The following is a 23,430-nucleotide window of genomic DNA, read 5'->3' on the forward strand; positions in this document are numbered from 1 at the left end:
CCCCCACGAGAACAGCGCCGACGGCACGGGGCCGTCGGCGCTGCTGGAGGCGGAGGGCGGGGGTGGGCCCTCCTCCGGGTGTGCCGTGTTGCGCCGCCTGTGGCGGCGGGACCGGACTAGAAGGCGGGACCGGCCTCCAGGGCGTCCTCGATGGTCTGGGCGCGAAGCTCCTCGACCGTCTCCTCCAGGTCCGCCTCGTGCGCCTCGAACTCGGCGGTCACCTCGGCGGCCAGCGCCCGCAGCGCGACCTCCTGGGTGACGATGCCACCGCGCACGCGGTTGTTGTCGCCGACCTGGGCGGTCGGGCTGTTGTCGGAGGTGGTCAGGTCGCCACCCACGATGTTGTTGTCGATGTACACACCACCGGAGACGCCGGTGACCGTCAGGTTGCCGTCGATGTAGTTGAGCGAGCTGGCGAAGCCCTCCTCGGCGCCCGCACCGACCGCCACCGGGCCGTTGCCTCCGCTGTAGGTCGCGTCTCCGATGACCTCGCTGTCGGCGAGGATGCCGCCGGAGGCCGCGTCCGTGACGGAGAGGTCACCGCGCACCACGCTGTCGAAGATGTCCACGTACTCCACACCCTCGGCCGTCACGCCACCCAGACGGGAGTCGGTGACGTAGATCTCGCCGACGCTGGCGTCGACGGAGGAGGCGGAGGAACCGACCACGAAGACGAAGCCGTCGTTGTCGGCGCCCTCGGCGGGCGCGGCGCTCAGACCGGCGACCGAGGTGCCCTCCTCCAGGTAGGTGCCGTAGGAGCCGGTGTTGACGACGTCCCCGGCGACCTTGGTGTCGGAGGCGTCGAAGTAGCCACCGTTGGAGACGGTCACGCCGCCGTCGATCTGACCACCGAGCACGTGCAGGTTGGCGTCGCCCTCGACGGTGACCTTGCCCTGGATGACGGTGCCGTCAAGGAAGCAGCTCGCACCCGCCGGAACCTTGAGGTCAGTGGGCAGGGTGACCGCGCCACCGTGACCCGAGCAGAGAGTGATCAGGTCCGCCTGGGCGGGGGCTGCCATGAGGGTGACGCCGCCGATGGCCAGGGCCGCGGTGGCGGTGGACGCGGCGATCTTGCTCCCGAACTTCATGCGGGGGAATTCCTTTCGTCGTGACCGGTGGGGTCCGACGCTCCTGATGAGGGTGCGGGAAGAGCGCCTTGTGGACACCACAGTGAAAGTACCGACCCCAAAGCGCTTTGGGAATACTTGCAGGAGAAGATTCGCTTCTGCCCAGGTTTCCAGCAGAAGAACTCACCTGGTGACGTGTGTTACTCCGGGGGCAGCGGATAGCGCCTGGTGCGGATGTGCACGGTCAGCGCGGGCACCAGAATGGTCGCCCGGACCTTCGAGCGACCATTCTGGTGCGTGCCGACGGTTCCCCCCGGCTACTTCAGGTGACCGTCCCCGGTGACCACGTACTTGGTCGAGGTCATTTCGGTGAGCCCCATCGGGCCCCTGGCGTGCAGTTTCTGGGTGGAAATGCCGATCTCGGCGCCGAATCCGAACTCGCCGCCGTCCGTGAAGCGCGTGGACGCGTTCACCATCACCGCCGCCGAGTCGACCCGGGCGACGAAGTACCGGGAGGTGCTGAGCGAGTCGGTGACGATCGCCTCGGTGTGCTGGGTGGAGTACCGCCGGATGTGCGCGATCGCGGCGTCCACGTCAGGGACCACCCGCACGGCCAGGTCCATGGACAGGTACTCGGTGGCCCAGTCCTCCTCGGTGGCCTCGACCACGGTGGCGCCGGTCGGGTGGGCCGCGGCGACGGAGAGCACGCGCTCGTCGCCGTGCACGGTCACCCCGGCCTCGGCCAGGGACGCGAGCACGCGCGGCAGGAAGTCCTCGGCCACGGACTGGTGCACCAGGAGGGTCTCGGCGGAGTTGCACACCGAGCAGCGCTGGGCCTTGGAGTTGACCGCGATGGCCACCGCCTTGTCGAGGTCGGCGTCGGCGTCCACGTACACGTGGCACAGGCCCTCACCGGTCTCGATGACGGGGACCGTGGAGTCGCGCACCACGGCCTGGATGAGCGAGCCGCCGCCGCGCGGGATGAGCACGTCCACGAGCCCGCGGGCCCGCATCAGCGCGGTGGAGGACTCCCGGGTGCGGCCGGGGACCATCTGGATGGCGTCGGTCGGCACGCCGGTGCCCTCCAGGGCCTCGCGCAGCACCGCGACGATCGCGGTGTTGGAGTTGTAGGCGGAGGAGGAGCCGCGGAGCAGGGCGGCGTTGCCGCTCTTGAGGCACAGGGCCGCGGCGTCCACGGTGACGTTGGGACGGCCCTCGTAGATGATGCCGATGACCCCGAGCGGGACCCTGATCTGTCGCAGGTCGAGGCCGCCCGGCAGGACACCGCCGCGCACGGACTCGCCGACCGGGTCCGGCAGCTCGACGATCTCGCGCACCGCCTCCGCGATGGCCTCGATCCGCGCCGGGTTCAGGGTGAGCCGGTCGATCATGGCCGGGCTGGTGCCGTCCTGACGGGCCCGTTCGACGTCCTCGGCGTTGGCGGCGGTGATCTCGTCCGCCCTCTTGACCAGGGCGTCGGCGATGGCCAGCAGGGCGGCGTCCTTCACGGACCGGCTGAGCGGGGCGAGGTCGGCCGCCGCGTCCCCTGCGCGTTCGGCGACCGCGTGGACCGCGCGCTCGATGTCACTCATGGCTGTCATCCTTGTCGGGGCTTCCTTGCTCGGGAGGCCGCCCGGGCCGGTGGACCCACCCCTTCGTAGGGCACCGGACCAGGGGGATCTCCCTCAGCGTATAGGGCCCCGCCCCCGGACACACTGGGTTATCCACAGGGTGAGACGGCGGAGCGCCCCGCGCGCCCCTCAGGTCCAGCCGTAGCGCTCCCTGAGGACCGCCGCGACCTTCCAGAACAGGCTCTCGTCCATCACGGCGGCCTCCCTGCGGATCGCCGCCTCGTCGAACTCGAAGAGGCGGTCCACCCGCACGAAGGAGTCGCGGCCCTCCCGGTCCCAGGCACCCGTGCCGATCGGCAGCCAGTCCTGTCGTTCGTGCTCGTCGGGGGCCTGCGTGGAGAGCATGAGCCCGTGCAGGCGCGGCCCCTTGCGCCCCACCACGAGCAGGGGGCGGTCCTTGCCCTGGGTGGCGTCCTCCTCGTAGGGCACCCAGGTCCACACGATCTCGCCCGCGTCGGCGAGGCCGTCCTTCTCGGGCGCGTAGACGAGTCTGGTGGCGTTGCGCCCGGTGGGGACCTCGCGCACCGCGCCCTCATGGGGATGGGCCTCGGTGCCCTGTTGGAGACCGCCCCGCTGAGGGGTGTCGCCGTCGCGCCGGGAGTTGCCGTTCTGTCGGGGTGCGCCGCCCTGGGGCGGGTTTCCGTGCTGCGTCGTGTGTTGGCTCACGCACCGCATCCTAGGACCCGCGCGGACCCGGCGCACAGCGCTCCGGGGCCGCCGTCCCTTGGTCAGTCCAGGTCCAGCAGGGCGCGCAGGGCCCGCACGCAGTGGTCGGCCTCGGCGGTCGGGTCGGTGACGCGTTCCCTGTCGGGGACGGCCGCCCAGCGCAGTGCCCTGGCCTCCACGTAGGCGGTCCACGCGTCGGTGACCGGTGCCGCCGCGTCGGGGGCGCCGAGCAGGGCGCGTACGCGGGCGCCCATGGTCTCGCGCAGGCCCTCGACCCGCGCGCCGTCCAGGGTCACCGGTCCCCCGCCGAAGACCAGCGCCGCGTAGGACGCCCTGCGCCGGTCCACCTGTTCGAAGTAGCGTTCGGCGAACTGGGTCACGGCGTCCCAGCCGGTGCGGTCCTCGTCCGGGGCGGTGTTGCGCACCACGCGCCGCCCGGCGGCCGCCACGACTGCGTCGTGGAAGGCGGTCTTGTTGGGGAAGTAGTGGAAGAGCAGACCTCGGGAGATACCCGCCTCCCGGGCGACCTCGTCCACCGCCAGGTCCTGGATGGGGCGCTCCACCAGCATGCGCAGGCCGATCCCCACCAGTTGGCGCCTGCGTTCGTCCTGGGTCATCCGCGTCCGACGCGGAGCTGCTCCACTCACCCTGTTGAGCATTGCTCAACAAGGTCGTAGTGTCAACGACATGGACTTCGCACCCTCCCCCCGCGCCGCCGACACCGTCGGGCGGGTCCACGCCTTCGTCGAGACCGGGACCGACCCCGTCGAGGAGGCCCGCCAACGGGACCTCGCCGCCCTCCGGGGCGACGGCGCCCCATGGCGGCCCCTGCCCGCGCTCGACGAGCTCCGCGCCCGTGCCCGCGCCCAGGGGCTGTGGAACCCCCTCCCGCCCGCCGGACACGAGGGCCCCTACGCCGAGCGGTTCGCGGACGGACCGGATGAGGCGCACCGGGCCGTGATCACCCGGCTGGAGCCGATGATGCACGGAGCCCGCAGATGAGCGCCTCCGAGCGAGGGGCCCCGGCGAGCGGCACTGGCCGACGCGTCCTCGTCACGGGTGGCGCCTCCGGCCTGGGTGCGGCGCTGGTGGCCGCGTTCGCGGCGCGCGGGGACCGAGTGGTCGCCACCGACCTCGCCGAACACGCCCCGGACACCCTTCCGAGGGACGTCGCCTACCTGCGCCTGGACGTGACCTCCGACGACGACTGGGCGGCGGCCCTGGCCCACGTCGAGGAGCGGTGGAGCGGGCTCGACGTGCTGGTCAACAACGCCGGGATCGCTGCGGGCGGGCGGATCGACGTCCTCACCGTAGAGGACTGGCGGCTGATCACCGAGATCAACCTGTTCGGCGTGGTCCGGGGCTGCCGCACGTTCACCCCGCTGTTCAAACGGCAGGGATCGGGGCACGTCGTCAACGTCGCGTCCATGGCCGGGCTCGTGCACCCGCCGGTCATGAGCTCCTACAACGCGGTCAAGGCTGCGGTCGTCGCGCTCAGCGAGACCCTCCGGCACGAGCTCACCCCCTACGGCGTCACCACCTCGGTGGTGTGCCCGTCGTTCTTCCGCACCAACCTGGCCTCCTCCCTCAGCGGCAGCGACCCCGAGGTTGAGGTCTCCGCGACCAGGCTGATCAACGGCTCCCGGCTGTCCGCCGACGAGGTCGCCGCGCGTGTGCTCCGGGGAACGGACCGGCGTCGACCGGTCATCCTCACCGACAGGGAGGGCCGGGTCGCGGTCCTCGCCAAACGCTGGCTGCGTCCGCTGTACGACCGCGCGATGCGACAGGTGGCCGAGGGCGTGCGCCGCCGCGTGGAGCGCCCCTCCCCCGCACCCGACGACCCCACGGAGAACCGCGTATGAGCAGGGGAACCATCATCATCACCGGCGCCTCGGCCGGGCTGGGCGCCGAGATGGCCCGCCAGTTCGCGGCGCTCGGCTACGACCTGGGCCTGTGCGCCCGGCGCACCGAGCCCATGGCCGTCCTCCGGGACGGGATCGCCGCGGCCCACCCCGACCGCCGCGTGGTGCTCCGGGCCCTGGACGTCACGGACGACGAGGCGGTCCACCGGGTCTTCGGGGAGATCGCCGCCGAGCTCGGCGGGGTGGACCGGGTCATCGTCAACGCGGGCCTCGGCAAGGGCGCGGCGCTCGGCACGGGCCGCCACGACGCCAACCGGCAGACCGCCATGACCAACTTCGTGGGCGCCCTCGCCCAGGCCGACGCCGCCATGGAGATCTTCCGTGAGCAGGAGCGCGGCCACCTCGTGATGGTCTCCTCCATGTCGGCCCTGCGCGGCATGCGCCGGGCGATGACCGTCTACTCCGCCACCAAGGCCGGGGTGGCCGCCATCGCCGAGGGACTGCGTTCCGAGGGCGTGCCGGGGCTGGACGTCTCGGTGGTCCACCCCGGCTACATCCGCACGGAGATGAACGAGCACGTCGCTCAGAGGACCCGGTTCATGGTCGACACGGAGGTCGGCGTCCGCGCCATGGTCGCGGCCATCGAGAGGCGGCGAGTCCGGGCCTACGTCCCCGCCTGGCCCTGGGCACCCATCGGCTTTCTGCTGAAGCGGCTGCCGCTCTCCGTGGTCAGAAGACTGACATGACCCGAGGGGTCGCCACGGGGGGTGTCTCGCCGGGGCGCCTCACAGCTCCCGGACCGTGCGCATGATCCGGTCACGGGCGTCCCCGCCTTCGGGAACCGGGACCAGCGGGTGGATGTGGAAGGCCCCCTCCTCCACGTGGAGCTCGGCCACTCCCCCGGCCTCGGTCACGCGGTCGTGCAGGCGACGGGTGTCGGGCAGGAGCAGGTCACGGGTCCCGATGTACAGGTCCATCGGGGGCAGCCCCGACATCGGCCCGTACAGCGGACTGAGCCGGGGCTCGGCCAGATCGTCCCCGCCCGCCCACTCCCCGGCGGCCTCCAACAGACCCACCGGGGCCAACCAGGGGTCGGACCCCTCCACTTCCGCGATTTCGGGGTTGGACATCGTGAGGTCGGTCCACGGGGAGATCAGGACCAACCGCGCGGGCAGCGGCAGCCCGGCCTCGGGCAGGGTCTGGGTGAGAGCCAGCGCGAGCCCTCCCCCGGCTGAGTCACCCGCGATCAGGGTGCGCTCCGGCGCGGCGTCCTCCGTCAGTTCCCGGTAGACCCCGGTGACGAACGGAAAGGCCTCGCGGTAGGTGTGCTCCGGTGCCAGGCCGTAGATCGGCACCTCCACCCGGCAGCCCGCGTCGGCGATCCGGGCGACCAGGACCCAGTGCCACGCCGCGATCTCGCTGACGTAGGTGCCCCCGTGCAGATAGAACACCGCCCTCTCCGGTTCGACGACGCTGCGGGGCCGCACCGTGTAGACGGGGAAGCCGCCGACCTCCCGGCGGGTGATCCAGTGCCGTGCGCTGAGCCACTGCGGCGGCTCCGCGTCCTCCTTGGGCTCGTGGAGCCACTCCCGGGTGTCCTCCACCGACTCCAGGGTCGGTTTGCGCAGGACCCGGAGGGCCAGCGACGCCAGGTGTGTCATCAGACTGGGCATGGGTGCCACCCTCCTCGGGACGTTCTCTCGGACCCTTTCACGCACGGACGACAGGTGTGCGCGAAGGGCGGCGGCGCGGCCGTGATCGACTCCCGGACACACCGGGGCCGGCCCCGGACACAACGGCCAGGACCGGCCCTCGGCGATCGTCCGTCAGAGCACCACGAGGTCGTCGCGGTGCACGAGCTCGCGCTCGTAGGAGGGGCCCATCTCCCGGGCCAGCCACCGGGTGGACCGGCCCATCAGGTCCGGGACCTCGGCGGCGTCGTAGTTGACCAGGCCCCGGGCGACCACCGTGCCCTGCTCGTCGCGCAGGTCCACGGGGTCACCGGCGCTGAAGTCACCGTGGACCCCTACCACCCCGGCGGGCAGCAGCGACGCCTTCTCACGCACGACCGCGTTGACCGCCCCCGGGTCCAGGACCAGACTGCCCCGGCCGGCCGTGGCGTGGGCCAGCCACAGCTGACGGGCGGAGGGGCGGCGGCCGTCAGCGGCCGCGAAGAACGTGCCCACCCGCTCGCCGGACAGGGCGGCTCGGGCGTTGGCCGCAGAGGTCAGGAGGGTGGGTACCCCCGCCTCGGTGGCGATGCGCGCCGAGTCCACCTTGGTGACCATCCCGCCGGTGCCCACGCCCCGCTTGCCCGAGGAACCGATGTCGATCCCGTCCAGGTCGTCCCGGCCGCGCACCAGGTGCACGACCGAGGTCCCCTCGTCGGCCGGGTTTCCGTCGTAGAGCGCGTCCACGTCGGAGAGCAGTACGAGGGCGTCGGCCCGGATCAGGTGCGCGACCAGTGCGGCGAGGCGGTCGTTGTCACCGAACCGGATCTCGTGGGTGGCCACGGTGTCGTTCTCGTTGACGATGGGGAGGGCGCCGATGTCCAGCAGGCGGCGCAGGGTGCGCTGGGCGTTGCGGTGCTGCACCCGGCGCATCATGTCCTCCACCGTGAGCAGGACCTGGGCCGCGGTCAGACCGTGCCCGGCCAGCTCCGCGGCATAGGAGGCCACGAGGAGACCCTGGCCCACGCTGGCGGCGGCCTGCTGCGAGGCCAGGTCGTGCGGACGGCGGGCCATGCCCAGCGGCGTCATCCCGGCGGCCACGGCGCCCGAGGAGACCAGGATCACCTCCTGGCCGAGGGTTCTGCGGTCGGCCAGGACCTCGACCAGGTCCCTGATCCGGCCTGCGTCGATCAGCCCGTCCGGGGTGGTCAGTGAGGAGGACCCCACCTTGACCACGACCCGGCGGGCCCCGGCGACCGCCGCCCGCCCTGCCGACTCCAGGGCGTCGACGTCACTCCGCCCGGCCCTTTGGCCGGTGTGCTGCTGGGTGTCTGCGCTGTGCACCACGAGGGGCTTTCCATCCGTGGCACGGCGCCCTCCCGAGCGCCGTGCTCGTACCTTGTCTGGGTCCGGCTGGTGTGGAGCGGTCGGTCCCCGCGCGGGTCAGCCCAGCCGGGCGTCGGTTCCGCGCGGGCCGGACGGGACGACCTCGGCGTCCATGGAGTTGTCCCAGTCGAAGACCACGGCGTCCTCGTCCGTGCCGATCTGCACCTCGGCGCCCTGGGTGGCTCCGGCCTTGGCCAGCGCCTCCTCAATACCGATGCGGTTGAGCCGCTCGGCCAGGTAGCCGACGGCCTCGTCGTTGGAGAAGTCGGTCTGGCGCACCCACCGGGCGGGCTTGTCACCGCGTACCTGGAAGGAGTTGTCGCCGAGCGGCACGACCTCGAAGGGGACGTCCCCGATCATCTTCGGGCGCAGCACGATGCGGGTGGGCTCCTCGACCGGGGCGGCCTGACGGGCCGCCGCCACCTGCTCGGCCAGGGCGAAGGCGAGTTCGCGCAGGCCCTCACGGGAGGCCGCAGAGACCTCCATCACCTTGTACCCGCGCTCCTCCAGCATGGGGGTGACCATGTCGGCGAGGTCGCGGGCCTCGGGCACGTCCACCTTGTTCAGGGCGACGATGCGAGGGCGGTCGGACAGGTCCACCCCGGCCTGCTCGCCGTAGGCGGCCAGCTCGGCCTCCAGGGCGTCGAGGTCACTGACCGGGTCGCGGCCCGGCTCGTAGGTGGCGCAGTCCAGGACGTGCAGCAGCGTGGAGCAGCGCTCGATGTGGCGGAGGAACTCCAGGCCGAGGCCCTTGCCCGCGCTCGCGCCGGGGATCAGGCCGGGCACGTCGGCGATGACGTACTGGGTGGCGCCCGCCTCCACCACTCCCAGGTTCGGGATGAGGGTGGTGAACGGGTAGTCGGCGATCTTGGGCCGAGCCGCCGACATCGCCGCGATCAGCGACGACTTCCCGGCGCTGGGGAAGCCCACCAGGCCGACGTCGGCGATGGTCTTCATCTCCAGGCGCACGTCGAAGGCCTCGCCCTCCTCGCCCTTGAGGGCGAAGCCGGGGGCCTTGCGCTTCTTGGAGGCCAGCGCGGCGTTGCCCAGGCCGCCGCTGCCGCCCTGGGCCAGGACCAGGCGGGTGCCGTGGCCGACCAGGTCGGCGATGACCTCCCCGTCGCCCTTGGTGACCACGGTGCCGTCGGGGACGGTCAGGATCAGGTCCTGCCCCTTGGCTCCGGCCCGGTGGCCGCCCTGGCCCGGGGTCCCGTTCTGGGCGTTGCGGTGCGGTCGGCGCTGGTAGTCCAGCAGCGTCGCGGTCTGGGCGTCGACCTCAAGGACGACGTCGCCGCCCTGGCCGCCGTTGCCGCCGTCCGGACCGCCCAGCGGCTTGAACTTCTCACGGTGCACGGAGGCACAGCCATGCCCGCCGTTCCCGGCCTTGACGTGCAAGACCGCCTCGTCGACGAAGTCAGGCATAGCTCTCCCCGTTACTCTTGCGGTCCCCGCCACCCGGCGTGGACCGGTACTCCTCACGCGTCATCTCACCAGTGACAACGCGAAGGGCGGGCCAGTGTTCCCTGGCCCGCCCCCGAAAAACCGCTGTTGCCGGCGCAGCCTACTCGGCGGCGACCGGAACGATGTTGACGGCCTTGCGACCGCGGAAGTTGGCGAACTTGACCTCGCCATCGACCAGAGCGAACAGCGTGTCGTCGCCGCCACGGCCGACGTTCGCACCGGGGTGGAACTTGGTGCCGCGCTGACGGATCAGGATCTCACCGGCCGAGACGGCCTGACCGCCGAAGCGCTTCACGCCGAGGCGCTTGGCGTTCGAGTCACGACCGTTACGGCTGGACGAAGCGCCCTTCTTATGTGCCATTTCTCCAGGCCTCCTACTTCGCCGCGATGCCGGTGACGCGCACCTGGGTGTGCTTCTGGCGGTGACCCTGGCGCTTCTTGTAACCGGTCTTGTTCTTGTACTTCAGAATGTTGATCTTGGGGCCCTTGGTCTCGCCGAGGACCTCGGCGGTGACCGTGTAGCCGCTCAGCTTGTCGGCCTCGCTGATGACGTTGTCACCGTCGACCACAAGGATGGGCTGCCACTTGAGGGTGGCGCCGGTCTCGTCGGAGACCCTGTCGATGTTCAGGACGTCATCGACAGACACCTTCTCCTGTCGGCCGCCCGCTCGCACGATCGCGTACACCGGGTAACTCTCTTCCTGCTCGCTCAACGAATAATGCGCTCACTCATGACCGTGATGCCACGATCCACGAATCGCCTGTAGCGGGGCGCGGGGATCTGAGGGAAACAAACCCACCTTGGTGGAGAGCACTGCGGTCTCGGGGCGCGCGAACATTTGGGGCGCGCCGACGCACCGTCCATCAGATTACCACCGAACCGACACAGGCCCGCACACGTGCCCTGGCCCGGACCCGTTCGTGAACGGGTCCGGGCCAGCCTGCTGTCCCGCCTCGACCGCTGGTCAGCGGACGTCGACCGCAGTGGACTCACTGGTCTGTGAGGTCACCGCCGCCTTGGTCCGCCGCGTACGGCGGCGCTTGGGCCGCTCGGTGGCGCCGTCGGCGTCACCCTCGGCGGTGGCGGGTGTCTCGGTGGCGTCGGAGTCCGAGACCTGCTCGGCACCGCTCGCCCGCGTCTGCTCACCCTCACCGCTGTCGGCCTGGGCCGCCTTGCGGGTGCTGGTGCGCCGACGGGTCTTCCTGGCCGGGGCCTCCTCGGCCACAGGGGCCTCAGCGGGCTCCTCAGCCGGCTTGTCCTCCGACGCGGCCCCCTCGGCCGCCTCCACGGGCTCGGCGGCCTTCTTCGCACGCGAGGAGCGCTTACGCGTCTTCTTCGCGGGAGCGGCCTCCTCGGCGACGGGAGCCTCGGCCTCAACGGGAGCGGACTCGCCCTCGCCGGACGGGGCGGCCTCGGACGGGCTGGCTTCGGCGGCCACCGGCTCCGCTGCCTTGCGGCCACGGCTCTTCCTGGTGGCCTTCTCCGCCTTGCCGGGCTTCTCGGGCTTCTCGGCCTGCTCGACGGGCTGCTCGGCCGTCTCCTCGCCACTCACGGGGCGGTCGTCGCCGTCCTGACTGTCGGACCTGTCCGCCTTGCCCGAGGCGTCCTTGTCTCCGGTCGAGTCGGCGTCGCCCTTGCCCTTCTTCTTCTTGCGTCCACCGGTGCCGCCACCACCGCCGCCGCCCTTGTTCTCCACCGGGTCACCGGAGAGCAGCAGGCCGCGACCGTTGCAGTGGTCACAGGTGTGCGAGAAGGCTTCGAGCAGGCCCTGGCCGACCCTCTTGCGGGTCATCTGCACCAGTCCGAGCGAGGTGACCTCGGCCACCTGGTGCTTGGTCCGGTCACGCGACAGGCACTCCAGCATCCGACGAAGCACCAGGTCCCGGTTGGACTCCAGCACCATGTCGATGAAGTCGATGACGATGATGCCGCCGATGTCGCGCAGGCGGAGCTGGCGGACGATCTCCTCGGCCGCCTCCAGGTTGTTCTTGGTGACCGTCTCCTCGAGGTTGCCGCCCTGACCGGTGAACTTGCCGGTGTTGACGTCGACCACGGTCATGGCCTCGGTGCGGTCGATGATCAGCGAACCGCCACTGGGCAGCCAGACCTTGCGCTCCAGGGCCTTGTTGATCTGCTCGTCGATCCGGTAGGCGGAGAAGACGTCGCGGTCCTCGTCCCAGTGCGACAGCCGCTCGGAGAGGTTGGGCGCCACGTAGTCCACGTACTCGTGGACGGTGGTCCAGGCCTCGTCACCGGAGACGACCAGGCTGGAGAAGTCCTCGTTGAAGACGTCGCGCACCACGCGCACCGTCAGGTCCGGCTCGCTGTTGAGCAGGGACGGGGCGTTGGCCGACTTCGACTTGCGCTTGATCGAGTCCCACTGCTTGGCCAGACGCGTGATGTCGCGCTCCAGCTCCTCCTCGCTGGCGCCCTCGGCGGCCGTGCGCACGATCACACCGGCTCCGGAGGGCATCACCTTCTTGAGGATGGTCTTGAGGCGCGCGCGCTCCTTGTCCGGCAGCTTGCGGCTGATGCCGGTCATCGAACCGCCGGGCACGTACACGAGGTAGCGGCCGGGCAGGCTGATCTGGCTGGTCAGGCGGGCACCCTTGTGGCCGACCGGGTCCTTGGTGACCTGCACCAGGACCGACTGGCCGGACTTGAGCACCGACTCGATGCGCTTGGGCTGGCCGTCCAGGCCGAACGAGTCCCAGTTGACCTCGCCCGCGTACAGCACGGCGTTGCGGCCCTTGCCGATGTCGACGAAGGCGGCCTCCATCGACGGCAGGACGTTCTGCACCCGGCCCAGGTACACGTTGCCCACGTAGGAACGGTGGGTGGCGCGGTCGACGTAGTGCTCGACCAGGATGTCGTCCTCGAGGACGGCGATCTGGGTGCGGTCGCCGGTCCGGCGCACGACCAGGTCGCGCTTGACCGCCTCACGGCGGGCCAGGAACTCGGACTCGGTGACGATGGGCGCGCGGCGGCGGCCCTGCTCGCGCCCCTCGCGGCGGCGCTGCTTCTTGGCCTCGAGGCGGGTGGAGCCGCGGACCGCCTGGACCTCGTTCTCGATGGGCCGTTCCTGGCGCGGTTCGCGCACCTTGACCACGGTGTTCGGCGGGTCGTCGTTGGTGGAGTCGCCACCGGATCCCGAACGCCGACGACGGCGACGACGGCGACGGCTGCCGCCGCGCTCGCCCTCGGCGGAGTCGTCACCGGACTCGTCCTCGGAGTCGTCCTCCTCAGCGGCGGCCCGGTCGTCCCCGCGCTGGTCCCTGGTGTCGTCCTCGGACGCGGCGGAGTCGCCTTCGTCGTTGTCGGAGTCGCCGCGCGAGCGACCGCGCCCGCGGCCGCCACGGCGGCGACGGCGACGGCTGGGGCGCTCGTCGGAGCCCGTCTCCTCGGCCAGGGCCTCGGCGGACTCGTCCTCGGCGTCGTCCTCGTCCTCGTCCGTGTCGGTGTCGGCTTCGACGACCGGCTCGGCCTTGGGGCGGGTCTGGACGGCGGCGCTGGCCACCGGAGGCTGGAAGAGCATGGCGCCGGGCGGCTGGAAGACGGCCCCGCCGGTCTCGGCGGGGGCCTCCTCGGGCTCCTCGACGGCCTCCGGGGCGGGTGCCTCGACGGTCTTGGCGGAGCGGGAGCGCGTCCTGCCGCGCGTGCGGCCGCGACCGGTCTCCTTGACCTCCTTGGCGCTCTCCCTGGCCTCCGTGGCGTCGCCCCCGGTCTCGGCGGGCTCCTTCACCTCAGCGGCCTCCGGAGCGGGCGCGCTCGCCTTCTCGGCCGTGGCGCGGGCGCGGGTGCGGCGCTGCGCGGCGGCCGGGGCGTCGTCCGGACGGCCCGCCGCGCGCACGGTGCGCTTGCGGGAGCTGGCGGACACCGAGGTGTTGACGGTGCCGACCTCTCCGGAACCGGCCAGCTTGGTGACCGGCGCGGTGGGCGCGGAGAAGACGTCGTCGGGCTCGGGGGGTGGTCCTGCCGCACGGCGAGCGCCCTTGGCGGGCGCGGGTGTGGTCACCCGCACCGCGCCGTCCCCCGTGGGGGGCGCCGCCGCCGTGTTCTCGGTTGTTTCAGTTGTACCCGCGGCGCCTTCGGCACCGTTGTTGGGCTCGTTCTCGAGCATCCGGGCGGTCTCCCGTCAAAGCACTCGGGCGCACCGCGACCTCATCGGTCGGTGGCGCGGCTCACGGGCGCTGTCGTCGCTGTGTCAGCGCCGACGACACTGGTGTGCCGTCGGGGCAAAGTCCTGTGGTTTCGCCCATGTTCCCCGCTTTGGGGCCCTTCATGACGAAGATCCCGTCATGGGCGATGACGTCCGTGGTGAGCGGGTGCGTCGATCGTTCTTCTGGTCGTGCGCGGTCCCGGCGCTCCCAGTGATGGCAGCCTCGGGTCGGTCCGCGTCGAACGGATCAGCGATCACACCTGTCGCCTCGTCCAGTGGCCCCTGCGCCAGCCTGGTCATCGTCGGTGATGACGGCGGCGCGAGGTCGGCCAGTTGGCGGAGGCCGGTCAGCACGTCGTCTGGTCGTACAGCAGGTGTCGTGTGCCGTATGACCATTCGAAGTATGGCATATGTCGCGTGTCGGTCCCCTGGGACGCGCCCATGGGATCGGTGACACACATCGATATCGAGGACGGCCGGGCGGGTGTCGAAGCGGCGTCGGCCCTTCTTCGTCATCCGTTCCACCTCGACGCTCTCGGCGGCCAGGTAGGTGGCCACCGCCCTGGCGGCGTCGTCGGGGTCGACGTCCGCCATCTCCACGCGCCACTCGGAGGCCTCGAGCCGGTCGGCCAGGCCCTGGGTCCGGGCCTCGACGACCTCGATCACGTCGATCCCGTCGGGCATCGCCGCGTCGATCGCGGTCCTGACCTGTTCGGGTCGGCGCGCCTCGGCCAGGATGAGCTCAAGATACTCCGCCTCACTGGCGACCCCGGTGGGGGCCGCACCGGTGTAGGAGATCTTGGGGTGTGGTGAGAAGCCAGCGGAGAAGGCCACGGGTACCGAGGCCCTGCGCAGGGCTCTCTCCAGTGCCCGGGCTATGTCCCGGTGGCTCGCGAAGCGCATACGTCCGCGTTTGGCGTAGCGGACGCGCAGCCTCTGGCCGGGGTTGGCGGTGGAGGGTGAGGTGGTGCCCTCGTGTGCGGGGGGCAGCTCAACTCCTTTCCTCAGTGCCCCCTGTGTTCAGGGCCGTCTGTGGCGGCCCTCAGGGGCTGTTCCTCGTCCTGTTCAGCGTACGGTGCGCCGAAGTGCACACGCGCCAAGCGGGACACGCATACCGGTACCTCCCCCGACGGCCCCCGATCGAAAAGTCCCGAGCGGGTCCGAGCGGACACTGAACCGGTGTTCACCTCCAGAACACGGGGGCGCGGAAAAAAAATCCAAAGAAATCCCGCAACCATGGCAACCCCCGGTATCCCCCGCGAGTCTTACTTCACGTACGGCCCGGCGCGAGCGGGGCGCCGGGCCGTACACCTTCTCCCCCGGACGCTCCCCCGGTGCCAACGGCACACGACGAGGTCGAGCCACACCGCGGCGGGCGCCCGGAGCGCGAATCCTACTCCGTTTCCCCCCATCGCACACTGATCGCCCCGATTCCCGGGTGCGCTCGCCGTGCCCACGAACCCTCACCCGCCCCTCGCGGGGCCGGTCCCACCCCCGGCGGGACCGGCCCTAACCCGTCTCAGACCACGGTCAGCGGCAGCATCGGACGGCCCCCGGCCTGATCGTTGATCTGGATCTCGGTGCCCATGGTGGGGCACACCCCGCAGTCGTAGCAGGGGTTCCAACGGCAGTCGTCGACCTCCAGGGACTCCTCGCCGTGCAGAGAGTCCTGCCAGTCCTGCCAGAGCCAGGAGCGGTCCAGCCCGGCGTCGAGGTGGTCCCAGGGCAGGACCTCGTCCTCGTCGCGCTCTCGGGTGGTGAACCAGTCCACGTCCACGCCGGTCCCTGCCAGCCCGGTCTCGGCCGCCCTCATCCAGCGGTCGTAGGAGAAGTGCTCGCTCCAGCCGTCGAAGCGGCCGCCCGCGCGCCACACCTCCTCGACGACCCGGCCGACCCGCCGGTCGCCCCGGGACAGCAGGCCCTCCATGATCGACGGACGTCCCTCGTGGTAGCGCAGTCCGATGGACTTCCCGTACCTGCGGTCACCTCGGATCCGGTCCCGTAGCCTGCGCAGCCGGGCGTCCACGTCCTGGTGCGAGGTCTGGGCCGCCCACTGGAACGGGGTCTGCGGTTTGGGGACGAACCCGCCGATGGAGACCGTGCAGCGGATGTCCTTGCGCCCGGTCACCTCGCGGCCGGTCCGAATCACCTCGGTGGCGAGGTCCGCGATGGCCAGGACGTCCTCGTCCTCCTCGGTGGGCAGTCCGCACATGAAGTAGAGCTTCACCTGGCGCCACCCGGCCGCGTAGGCGGCGGTGACGGTGCGGATGAGGTCCTCCTCGGTGACCATCTTGTTGATCACCCGGCGCATGCGTTCGCTGCCGCCCTCGGGGGCGAAGGTCAGCCCGGAACGGCGGCCGTTGCGCGTGAGTTCGTTGGCGAGGTCGATGTTGAAGGCGTCCACGCGGGTGGAGGGCAGGGACAGGCCGGTGTTGGTGCCCTCGTAGTGGTCGGCGAGGTTGCGTGCGATGTCGCCGATCTCACTGTGGTCCGCGCTGGAGAGCGAGAGCAGGCCCACCTCCTGGAAGCCGGAGGCCTTCACCCCCTCCTCCACCATCTTCTGGACGGTCTCCTGGTTGCGCTCGCGCACCGGCCGGGTGATCATCCCGGCCTGGCAGAACCGGCAGCCGCGCGTGCAGCCCCGGAAGATCTCCACGCTGTACCGCTCGTGCACGGACTCCGCCGTGGGGACGATGGGCCGCTTCGGGTACGGCCACTGGTCCAGGTCCATCACCGTGTGCTTCTGCACGGTGTCCGGTACCCCGGCGCGGTTGGGCGCGTACCCGGCGATCCGTCCGTCGTCGAGGTAGGCCACGTCGTAGAAGCGCGGCACGTACACGCCTCCGGTGGCGGCCAGGCGCAGGAGGAGACCGTCCCGTCCGCCTGGGGCGCCCTCCTCCTTGAACTCGCGGATGATCTCGGTGATGGCGAGGGTGATCTCCTCGCCGTCCCCGAGCACCACGGCGTCCAGGAAGTCGGCGATGGGCTCGGGGTTGAACGCGGAGTGGCCCCCGGCCAGGACGACCGGGTCCTCCTCGGTGCGGTCGGCGGTGCGGCGCGGGATGCCCGCCAGGTCCAGCGCGGTGAGCATGTTGGTGTAGCCCATCTCGCTGGCGAAGCTCAGGCCGAGGACGTCGAAGGCGCGGATCGGCCGGTGGGAGTCCACCGTGAAGTGCGGGACACCGTGCTCGCGCATGAGGCGTTCCATGTCCGGCCAGACAGCGTAGGCGCGCTCGGCCAGCACACCCTCGCGTTCGTTGAGCACCTCGTAGAGGATCTGCACGCCCTGGTTGGGCACCCCCACCTCGTAGGCGTCCGGGTACATCAGCGCCCAGCGCACCCGCGCGGAGTCCCAGGGCTTGACCACGGAGTTGAGCTCACCGCCCACGTACTGGATCGGCTTGCTCACCCGGGGCAGCAGGGCTTCGAGACGCGGGAAGAGGCTTTCGACGGACATGGTGTGGCCTTCGATCGGCGGACATCGTGTCTGGCTGGATCACACCAGGCTAGCCGCCTGGGATCCTCCCGGACCGGTCATCCACAGGCCGGTCCGGGGTGGTTCGCGCGGATCAGAACTCGAAGCCGCGGTCCCGGGAGTTGACCCCCAGCACCAGGCCCAGAGCCAGCATGTTCGCGAGGATCGCCGTGCCGCCGTAGGACACGAACGGCAGCGGCAGACCGGTCACCGGCAGGATGCCGAGGCCCATCCCGATGTTGATGAAGGCCTGGAACCCGAACCAGGAGGCCACCCCCACGCACAGCAGTCGCGGGTAGGGCTGGTCACACCCCTGGGCGATGCGCAGGATCCGCCAGATCACCACGGCGAACAGCACGATGATCGCACCGGAGCCGACGAAGCCCAGCTCCTCCCCGGCCACCGTGAAGATGAAGTCCGTGTGCTGCTCGGGGACGAACCGGCCGTGTGTCTGCTCCCCCTGGAACAGACCGGTGCCGTCGAAGCCACCCGACCCCACGGCGATCAGCGCCTGCGCGGAGTTGTAGCCCGCGCCCTGCGGGTCGGCGGCCGGGTCCATCAGGGTCGCGATCCGGTCCAGCTGATAGGGCTCCAGCAGGTCGAACCACCACACGGCCAGAGCCGCCAGCGCACCGCAGGACAGCATGCCCGCCACCCAGACGACCGGAGCCCCGGACAGCGTGAGCATGCCGAGGAAGATCGCGCACAGGACCAGGCTGGTCCCGAGGTCGGGCTGGAGCATGACGAGCCCGAGAGGGATCGCCATCACCAGGAGGCAGAACAGCACGTCCCTGGTCATCGGCCGGGTCTCGCCGTCCCGGGGCTCACCGAGAAGCGTGGCCAGGACCAGGATCAGCCCGACCTTGGCCAGCTCACTGGGCTGGAACTGGAAGCCGCCGATCACGATCCAGCCGCGCGAACCGTTGATCACCGCGCCCAGGGGAGTGAGCACCAGGACGAGGGTGACCACCGAGAACCCGTAGGCGATCGGCGCGTAGGCGCGGACCGTCCGGTAGTCCACGGCCGCCAAGACCAGGCACACCGTCACCGCCACGGCGAGGTGGGCCAGGTGGCGGACGAGGTGGTCCAGGGACTCCAGGGGGTCGCCGCCGTCGCCCGGCAGGGTCGCCGACCACACCAGCAGCGATCCGATCCCGGCGAGCGCCAGCACGGAGGCGATCAGGAGCCAGTCGAGGCGGCGCGCCCCGCCCGCCGCCGTGCTGAGGGTCCGCCCCAGGTCGTTCTGGCGCCGGGGCGGACCGCCCATGTTCGTGATCATCAGGGCTCCAGCGTCTCGATGGAACCGTCCTGGCGGACGACCGGCAGTTCGGTGTGCGGCTTGCCGCCGGGAAGCAGCGGCTTGCCGTCCTTCACGTCCTCGGTGTCACCGGCGGACGAGAATCCGTACAGGCCCTCGTAGATCTCGCGGGCGATCGGTGCGGCGGTCTCACCGCCGGTACCGCCCTGGGAGACCAGGACGACGATGGCGTACTGCGGATCGTCCACCGGCGCGTAGGAGGCGAACCAGGACGACACCTGGCGGCCCTGCGCGTCGGCACTTCCGGTCTTGCCCGCGACGGCGACCTTGTCCTGCGGGAAGTCGGAGAAGGCGCCACCACCGGTGCCGGATGTGGTCACCTCCGCCAGGGCCTCCTGGAGGTACTTGACGGTCTCTTCGCTGACCGGCACCTCGTTCTTGACCGTGGGCTCGATCGGATCGACCTTCGAGCCGTCGGCGGCGACCATGGCCTTGGCCACGCGGGGCTCGTACAGCGTGCCGCCGTTGGCGATGGACGCGTAGGCGCTGGCCAGCTGGAGCGGGCTGACGAGGACGTCGCCCTGGCCGATCGAGAAGTTGATCGCCTCGCTGGCCCTCCACTCGAAACCCTCCACGCAGTGTTCGTGGGCGAGCTGCTTGAGGTAGGCGGCCTGGGACGGGTCGCTCTCGGCGATCTCCGGGTAGCCGCCCTCAGCGCGCTTGCAGTTGACCTCCCGCGTCTCCTCCCAGAAGGTGCGCTTCCACTCGCGGTCGGGGATGCGGCCACCGGTCTCGTAGGGCAGGTCCACGCCGGTGGGCGAGCCGAACCCGTAGCCGCGCGCCATGTCGGCCATGGCCTCCTCGGGGTCGCCGTCCGGGTGGAGCCCGCCGTCCTTGGACCACATCTGGTAGCCGAAGTTGTAGAACACGGTGTTGCAGGAGGCGATGATCGCCTGCTTCAGGGTGATGCTGCCCTGACCCGCGCCCGCGTAGTTCTCGTAGCTCTGACCGGCCAGGTTGACCGAGCCGGGACAGGCGTAGCTGCTACGCAGCGAGTACCCGTTCTCGACGGCGGCCGAAAGCGACGACACCTTGAAGGTGGATCCGGGCGGGTACGTGCCCTGGACGGCGCGGGAGAGCAGCGGCTCCCCGGCCTCCTCGCTGAGCATGGCGTCGAAGGTCTCCTGGTCGATGCCGCCGTCCCAGATGGTGGGGTCGTAGGTGGGCAGGCTGGCCATGGCCACGACCCCGCCGTTGGTGACGTCCAGGACGACCGCGGCCCCGGAGTCGGCCTTGTACTTGGGCCGGGCGCCCTCCATGCCGCGGGCCAGGGCCTCCTCGGCGACCTTCTGGACGTTCATGTCCATGTGGGTCACCAGGTGCATACCCGCCTCGGGGAGGCGCTCGGAGATCACGTCCATGATCTCGCCGTGGTTGTTGACGCCCAGGGTCCGCAGTCCGGCGTTGCCGCGCAGCTCCTTGTCGTAGACGGCCTCCAGGCCGTCACGGCCCACCATGTCGATCCCGGTGAACTGGGTGCGCAGTTCCTCACGGGCCTCCAGCTCCTCCTGGGTGACGGGCTGGAGGTAGCCGAGCATCTGGCCCGCGTGGTCTCCGTAGGGGTACTCGCGCACGGCCTGGGCCTGCGCGGTGATCCCCGGGAAGTCGTCGGCGCGCTCCATGATCTGGAGCGCGATCGGGCCCTCCACGTCCTCGGCGAGGGTGACGGGCTGGTAGGGCGACCCGGGCCAGCAGGGACGCTGGACCTCGGGGCCGCACAGGCGCATGCGCTGCTGGAGTTCCTCCAGGGGGACGTCGAGGACTCCGGAGAGGTCGCTGAGGACCTTCTCCCCGCCGTCCTTCATCCCCTGGAGCCGGTGGTAGTCGGCCGACACCAGGAGTTCGGTCTTGTTGTTGACCACGACGCGGCCGCTGGAGTCGAGGATCTGCCCCCGGGTGGCGGGGACGACCAGCTCCTGGTGGTGGTTGGAGACGGCGAGCTCGCGGTAGTGGTCGGCCATGGGCACCTGGAGGTACCAGAGCCGGGCGACCAGGACCGCGAACAGGGCCAGCACCAGGAACTGCGCCAGGAAGAGTCCGAACCAGCCGAGCCTGCGGCCGGGAAGCGACGGGTTGGTGGGCGGCTTGTGCACGGGGTCACCACCCTCTGATCGAGGTCGGCCCCTGGATGGTGGCGAGGTCGCTCTCCGCGAGCGAGGTGCGCACCCACAGGATCGGCAGTGTCACCACCGTGGCGAACAGGGTGGTCAGGAGCGCGCCGACGCCGACGCGGACGCTGACCGCCGCGAGCGTGATGTTGGCGTCCCCCATCAGGAATCCGACGAGCGCGTAGGTCAGGCCCACTCCCACCGCGGTGACGGCGGTGATGCCCAGGGCGGTCCAGTTCGAGACGGCGTTGCCCACCGCACCGCCCAGGCCCGTGTTGGCTCGCAGCAGTGAGACGAGGTAGGCGGCCACGCACAGCACCAGGGCGTAGCGGCCCATCGGGTGTTCGGCCGGGGGCAGGGCGTCCATGGCCAGCCCGGCCGCGAAGCCGCACCCGGCGGCGGCCGCCGGGTTGGTGGTCAGGGCGACCGCGACGACCGCCGCGAGGACCAGGTCCGGCCCCCACTCGAAGGGCAGACGGTTGACGATGGTGGCCTGCGCGAGCACCGCGACGGCCACCATGAGCAGGGTCCCTGCGGTCCTCACTGGTCCCCCTTGGGGTCGGGTTTGGGCGGGAGCACGGAGTCGCGCGGGTCCTCGGCGGGGCCGGAGACGACCACACCCACCATGTCCAGGGACGCGAAGTCCACGGCTGGGGTGATGCGGGCGATCCGGCTCAGCGCGCCGGGCGCCACGTGGACCTCGTCGACGGTGCCGATGGGCACCCCCGGGACGAAGGGAGCGCCGTCGTGTGAGCCGAGCGTGACCACGCGGTCCCCCTCGTCGATGGGGGCCTCCATGTCGAACAGCTCCAGGGTGAGGTCGGCCTCGGGGCCGCCCGGCACGCTGCCTCCGCTGATCGCGCCGATCTTGCTGGTCTTCTCGAGCCGCGCGCCGACAGTGGAGTTCACGTCGGTGGCGAGCTTGACGGTGGCGAGTCGGGGCCCGGCCTCGATGACCCGTCCGACCAGGCCGGAGCCGCTGACGACGGTCATGTCCGGGCGGATCCCGGAGTCGGTGCCCGCGTCGATGGTGACGGTGTGCCCGTAGCCCTGCGCGGTGGTGCGGGTGACGGCCTGGGCCGGGACGATCTCGTAGCCGCCCAGACCGGACAGGTGCAGGAGCTCGTCGAGCTGGTCCGCGCGTCCGTCGTCGAGTCGGGCCGCCTGGAGGTCCGACTCCAGTTCGGCGTTGGCGGCCTCCAGCTCGGCGATCCTGGCGGCCGACTTCGGGCCCTGGCTCACACCCTCGTAGAGCGTGGCGGCGGGCCCGGCGGCCAGGCCGACCGCGGTTGAGGCGGGGGTGAAGACGAGTTCGCCGCCGCCCCGGGCGACCGAGGTGACCGGATTGCTCCCCGCCCGCGAGTCCAGGACCATCAGGGCCACGGCCGCCACGATGAGCACGGCGAGGAACAGACGGGACCGCGTGGAGTCGCGGAGCATGTCAGCGCCGCCGTTCCGGGACGAGGACCTGGTGGAGGCGTTCGTAGTTCTCAACGCAGGTACCCGAGCCCACGGCGACGGAGTCGAGGGCGTTGTCGGCCACGTGGATGGGCATTCCGGTCTCGTGGAGGAGACGGTCGTCGAGGCCGCGCAGCAGGGCGCCGCCGCCGGTGACCGCGACGCCCCGGTCCATGATGTCGCCGGAGAGTTCGGGCGGGCACTTGTCGAGACTGGTGCGGACCGCGTCGATGATCGCGGTGACCGGCTCCTCGATGGCCTGGCGCACGTCGGACTCGGACAGGACGATGGTCTTGGGCAGGCCGCTGATGAGGTCGCGTCCGCGCACCTCGGCGTGCAGCTCCTCCGTGCCCGTGGGGTAGGCGGAGCCGATGGCGAGCTTGAGCTCCTCGGCGGTGCGCTCCCCGATCATCAGGGAGTACTCCTTCTTGATGAAGGTCATGATCGCCTGGTCGAGTTCGTCACCGCCCACCCGGATGGACTGGGAGGTGACGATGCCGCCCATGGAGATGACGGCGACCTCGGTGGTGCCTCCGCCGATGTCGACCACCATGTTGCCGGTGGGCTCGTGGACCGGGAGCCCGGCGCCGATAGCCGCGGCCATGGGCTCCTCGATGATGTACACGCGGCGCGCCCCGGCCTGGTAGCCCGCCTCCTTGACCGCGCGGTGCTCGACCGAGGTGATGCCGCTCGGGACCGCGACGATGATGCGGGGCTTGGCGAAGTGGCGGCGGCGGTGGATCTTCTGGATGAAGTACCGCAGCATGCGCTCGGTGACCTCGAAGTCGGCGATGACGCCGTCCTTGAGGGGGCGGATGGCGGTGATGTTGGTCGGCGTGCGGCCGATCATCTGCTTGGCCTCGATACCGACCGCCACGATCTTGCCGGTCGAGGTGTTCAGCGCGACCACGGAGGGCTCGTTCAGGACGATGCCGCGTCCGCGTACGTACACGAGTGTGTTGGCGGTACCAAGGTCTACGGCCATGTCCCGGCCGAGAAATGCAAGGTTGTTCGGCATGTAACGTCCTCAGAGGCGCCGTGTCGGGCGGGGACGCGCGGTCACGACCATACGTGGTCGTTCCAGCACGTTAGGTATCCAGTCCTCCGCATCGTAACGGTCCGCACTTAGTCCGTTACGCAAACACACCGAATTGTTGCCTCGTCACCG

20 protein-coding genes are annotated in these 23,430 nt (G+C 70.9%); 3 read left to right on the top strand and 17 right to left on the bottom strand.

The genetic code is table 11. The features are described 5' to 3' along the window. Positions 1–116: 116 nt before the first annotated feature. The 4 genes from ADX84_RS01045 to ADX84_RS01060 all read right to left on the bottom strand — a co-directional run bounded on the left by ADX84_RS01045 (position 117) and on the right by ADX84_RS01060 (position 3,981). Complete coding sequence (locus ADX84_RS01045; protein ID WP_049565886.1) at positions 117–1,088, bottom strand: hypothetical protein; 972 nt, start codon at positions 1,086–1,088, stop codon at positions 117–119. 296 nt (positions 1,089–1,384) lie between these two features. After that, positions 1,385–2,659, bottom strand: a complete 1,275-nt coding sequence (locus ADX84_RS01050; protein WP_049565888.1) for a glutamate-5-semialdehyde dehydrogenase — start codon at positions 2,657–2,659, stop codon at positions 1,385–1,387. Positions 2,660–2,827: 168 nt separating this feature from the next. Beyond that, positions 2,828–3,223: a type II toxin-antitoxin system PemK/MazF family toxin gene (locus tag ADX84_RS01055; RefSeq protein WP_049565890.1), complete on the bottom strand. Its 396-nt coding sequence runs from the start codon at positions 3,221–3,223 to the stop codon at positions 2,828–2,830. 203 nt (positions 3,224–3,426) lie between these two features. Further along, entirely contained in the window at positions 3,427–3,981 is a 555-nt protein-coding gene (locus ADX84_RS01060) for a TetR/AcrR family transcriptional regulator (RefSeq protein WP_049565892.1), read from the bottom strand. Positions 3,982–4,051: 70 nt separating this feature from the next. Here ADX84_RS01060 and ADX84_RS01065 point away from each other — a divergent pair, with 70 nt between their 5' ends. Genes ADX84_RS01065 through ADX84_RS01075 form a run of 3 tightly spaced genes read left to right on the top strand, consistent with a single transcriptional unit; the run spans position 4,052 to position 5,972 of the window. Then, entirely contained in the window at positions 4,052–4,366 is a 315-nt protein-coding gene (locus ADX84_RS01065) for a hypothetical protein (protein ID WP_049565895.1), read from the top strand. Beyond that, positions 4,363–5,226, top strand: a complete 864-nt coding sequence (locus ADX84_RS01070) for an SDR family NAD(P)-dependent oxidoreductase (protein ID WP_049565898.1) — start codon at positions 4,363–4,365, stop codon at positions 5,224–5,226. Before ADX84_RS01065 ends, ADX84_RS01070 begins: the two co-directional genes overlap by 4 nt. Next, on the top strand, positions 5,223–5,972 hold the full coding sequence (locus ADX84_RS01075; RefSeq protein WP_049565900.1) for an SDR family oxidoreductase: 750 nt from the start codon (positions 5,223–5,225) through the stop codon (positions 5,970–5,972). The genes ADX84_RS01070 and ADX84_RS01075 overlap by 4 nt, the downstream gene beginning before the upstream one ends. Before the next feature lie 39 nt (positions 5,973–6,011). Here the strand turns inward: ADX84_RS01075 and ADX84_RS01080 are convergent, their stop codons facing one another. The 13 genes from ADX84_RS01080 to ADX84_RS01140 all read right to left on the bottom strand — a co-directional run bounded on the left by ADX84_RS01080 (position 6,012) and on the right by ADX84_RS01140 (position 23,247). Next, positions 6,012–6,899 carry an alpha/beta hydrolase gene (locus ADX84_RS01080; protein WP_049565903.1) on the bottom strand — a complete coding sequence of 296 codons (888 nt, stop codon included), beginning with the start codon at positions 6,897–6,899 and terminating at the stop codon, positions 6,012–6,014. A 153-nt stretch (positions 6,900–7,052) separates the two neighbouring features. Continuing rightward, the gene (gene proB, locus ADX84_RS01085; RefSeq protein ID WP_049566058.1) at positions 7,053–8,240 is read right to left on the bottom strand and encodes a glutamate 5-kinase; all 1,188 of its coding nucleotides are present in this window, start codon (positions 8,238–8,240) and stop codon (positions 7,053–7,055) included. A gap of 99 nt (positions 8,241–8,339) precedes the next feature. After that, positions 8,340–9,704: a GTPase ObgE gene (gene obgE, locus ADX84_RS01090; protein ID WP_049565904.1), complete on the bottom strand. Its 1,365-nt coding sequence runs from the start codon at positions 9,702–9,704 to the stop codon at positions 8,340–8,342. A gap of 139 nt (positions 9,705–9,843) precedes the next feature. Next, complete coding sequence (gene rpmA, locus ADX84_RS01095; protein WP_026129380.1) at positions 9,844–10,104, bottom strand: 50S ribosomal protein L27; 261 nt, start codon at positions 10,102–10,104, stop codon at positions 9,844–9,846. Positions 10,105–10,117: 13 nt separating this feature from the next. Next, positions 10,118–10,429, bottom strand: coding sequence for a 50S ribosomal protein L21 (gene rplU / locus ADX84_RS01100; RefSeq protein ID WP_049565907.1), 312 nt, complete (start codon positions 10,427–10,429; stop codon positions 10,118–10,120). 279 nt (positions 10,430–10,708) lie between these two features. Beyond that, positions 10,709–13,864: an Rne/Rng family ribonuclease gene (locus ADX84_RS01105; RefSeq protein ID WP_049565910.1), complete on the bottom strand. Its 3,156-nt coding sequence runs from the start codon at positions 13,862–13,864 to the stop codon at positions 10,709–10,711. 159 nt (positions 13,865–14,023) lie between these two features. Further along, complete coding sequence (locus tag ADX84_RS01110; protein ID WP_049565912.1) at positions 14,024–14,806, bottom strand: TIGR03936 family radical SAM-associated protein; 783 nt, start codon at positions 14,804–14,806, stop codon at positions 14,024–14,026. 616 nt (positions 14,807–15,422) lie between these two features. Beyond that, positions 15,423–17,360: a TIGR03960 family B12-binding radical SAM protein gene (locus tag ADX84_RS01115; RefSeq protein ID WP_049565915.1), complete on the bottom strand. Its 1,938-nt coding sequence runs from the start codon at positions 17,358–17,360 to the stop codon at positions 15,423–15,425. Positions 17,361–17,472: 112 nt separating this feature from the next. Further along, positions 17,473–18,657 (bottom strand): rod shape-determining protein RodA, encoded by a 1,185-nt coding sequence (gene rodA, locus ADX84_RS01120; RefSeq protein ID WP_049565917.1) that lies wholly within the window; start codon positions 18,655–18,657, stop codon positions 17,473–17,475. After that, positions 18,657–20,789: a penicillin-binding protein 2 gene (gene mrdA / locus ADX84_RS01125; protein WP_049565920.1), complete on the bottom strand. Its 2,133-nt coding sequence runs from the start codon at positions 20,787–20,789 to the stop codon at positions 18,657–18,659. The genes rodA and mrdA overlap by 1 nt, the downstream gene beginning before the upstream one ends. A 4-nt stretch (positions 20,790–20,793) precedes the next feature. Then, entirely contained in the window at positions 20,794–21,348 is a 555-nt protein-coding gene (gene mreD, locus ADX84_RS01130) for a rod shape-determining protein MreD (protein WP_049565924.1), read from the bottom strand. Then, positions 21,345–22,244, bottom strand: coding sequence for a rod shape-determining protein MreC (gene mreC / locus ADX84_RS01135; protein WP_049565927.1), 900 nt, complete (start codon positions 22,242–22,244; stop codon positions 21,345–21,347). The genes mreD and mreC overlap by 4 nt, the downstream gene beginning before the upstream one ends. 1 nt (position 22,245) lies before the next feature. Then, positions 22,246–23,247, bottom strand: coding sequence for a rod shape-determining protein (locus ADX84_RS01140; protein WP_304413745.1), 1,002 nt, complete (start codon positions 23,245–23,247; stop codon positions 22,246–22,248). Positions 23,248–23,430: the final 183 nt, after the last annotated feature.

This window comes from Nocardiopsis sp. SBT366 (assembly GCF_001083815.1).
Lineage (GTDB): Bacteria > Actinomycetota > Actinomycetes > Streptosporangiales > Streptosporangiaceae > Nocardiopsis > Nocardiopsis prasina.

Excerpts from the sequence above, each read along its gene's own strand:
- ADX84_RS01115 (WP_049565915.1), bottom strand. The coding sequence starts at position 17,360 with ATGTCCGTCGAAAGCCTCTTCCCGCGTCTCGAAGCCCTGCTGCCCCGG.
- ADX84_RS01065 (WP_049565895.1), top strand. The coding sequence starts at position 4,052 with ATGGACTTCGCACCCTCCCCCCGCGCCGCCGACACCGTCGGGCGGGTC.
- rodA (WP_049565917.1), bottom strand. The coding sequence starts at position 18,657 with ATGATCACGAACATGGGCGGTCCGCCCCGGCGCCAGAACGACCTGGGG.
- ADX84_RS01105 (WP_049565910.1), bottom strand. The coding sequence starts at position 13,864 with ATGCTCGAGAACGAGCCCAACAACGGTGCCGAAGGCGCCGCGGGTACA.
- ADX84_RS01110 (WP_049565912.1), bottom strand. The coding sequence starts at position 14,806 with ATGCGCTTCGCGAGCCACCGGGACATAGCCCGGGCACTGGAGAGAGCC.
- ADX84_RS01045 (WP_049565886.1), bottom strand. The coding sequence starts at position 1,088 with ATGAAGTTCGGGAGCAAGATCGCCGCGTCCACCGCCACCGCGGCCCTG.
- ADX84_RS01080 (WP_049565903.1), bottom strand. The coding sequence starts at position 6,899 with ATGCCCAGTCTGATGACACACCTGGCGTCGCTGGCCCTCCGGGTCCTG.
- ADX84_RS01060 (WP_049565892.1), bottom strand. The coding sequence starts at position 3,981 with ATGACCCAGGACGAACGCAGGCGCCAACTGGTGGGGATCGGCCTGCGC.
- obgE (WP_049565904.1), bottom strand. The coding sequence starts at position 9,704 with ATGCCTGACTTCGTCGACGAGGCGGTCTTGCACGTCAAGGCCGGGAAC.
- ADX84_RS01140 (WP_304413745.1), bottom strand. The coding sequence starts at position 23,247 with ATGGCCGTAGACCTTGGTACCGCCAACACACTCGTGTACGTACGCGGA.
- mreC (WP_049565927.1), bottom strand. The coding sequence starts at position 22,244 with ATGCTCCGCGACTCCACGCGGTCCCGTCTGTTCCTCGCCGTGCTCATC.
- rpmA (WP_026129380.1), bottom strand. The coding sequence starts at position 10,104 with ATGGCACATAAGAAGGGCGCTTCGTCCAGCCGTAACGGTCGTGACTCG.
- ADX84_RS01075 (WP_049565900.1), top strand. The coding sequence starts at position 5,223 with ATGAGCAGGGGAACCATCATCATCACCGGCGCCTCGGCCGGGCTGGGC.
- ADX84_RS01070 (WP_049565898.1), top strand. The coding sequence starts at position 4,363 with ATGAGCGCCTCCGAGCGAGGGGCCCCGGCGAGCGGCACTGGCCGACGC.
- ADX84_RS01050 (WP_049565888.1), bottom strand. The coding sequence starts at position 2,659 with ATGAGTGACATCGAGCGCGCGGTCCACGCGGTCGCCGAACGCGCAGGG.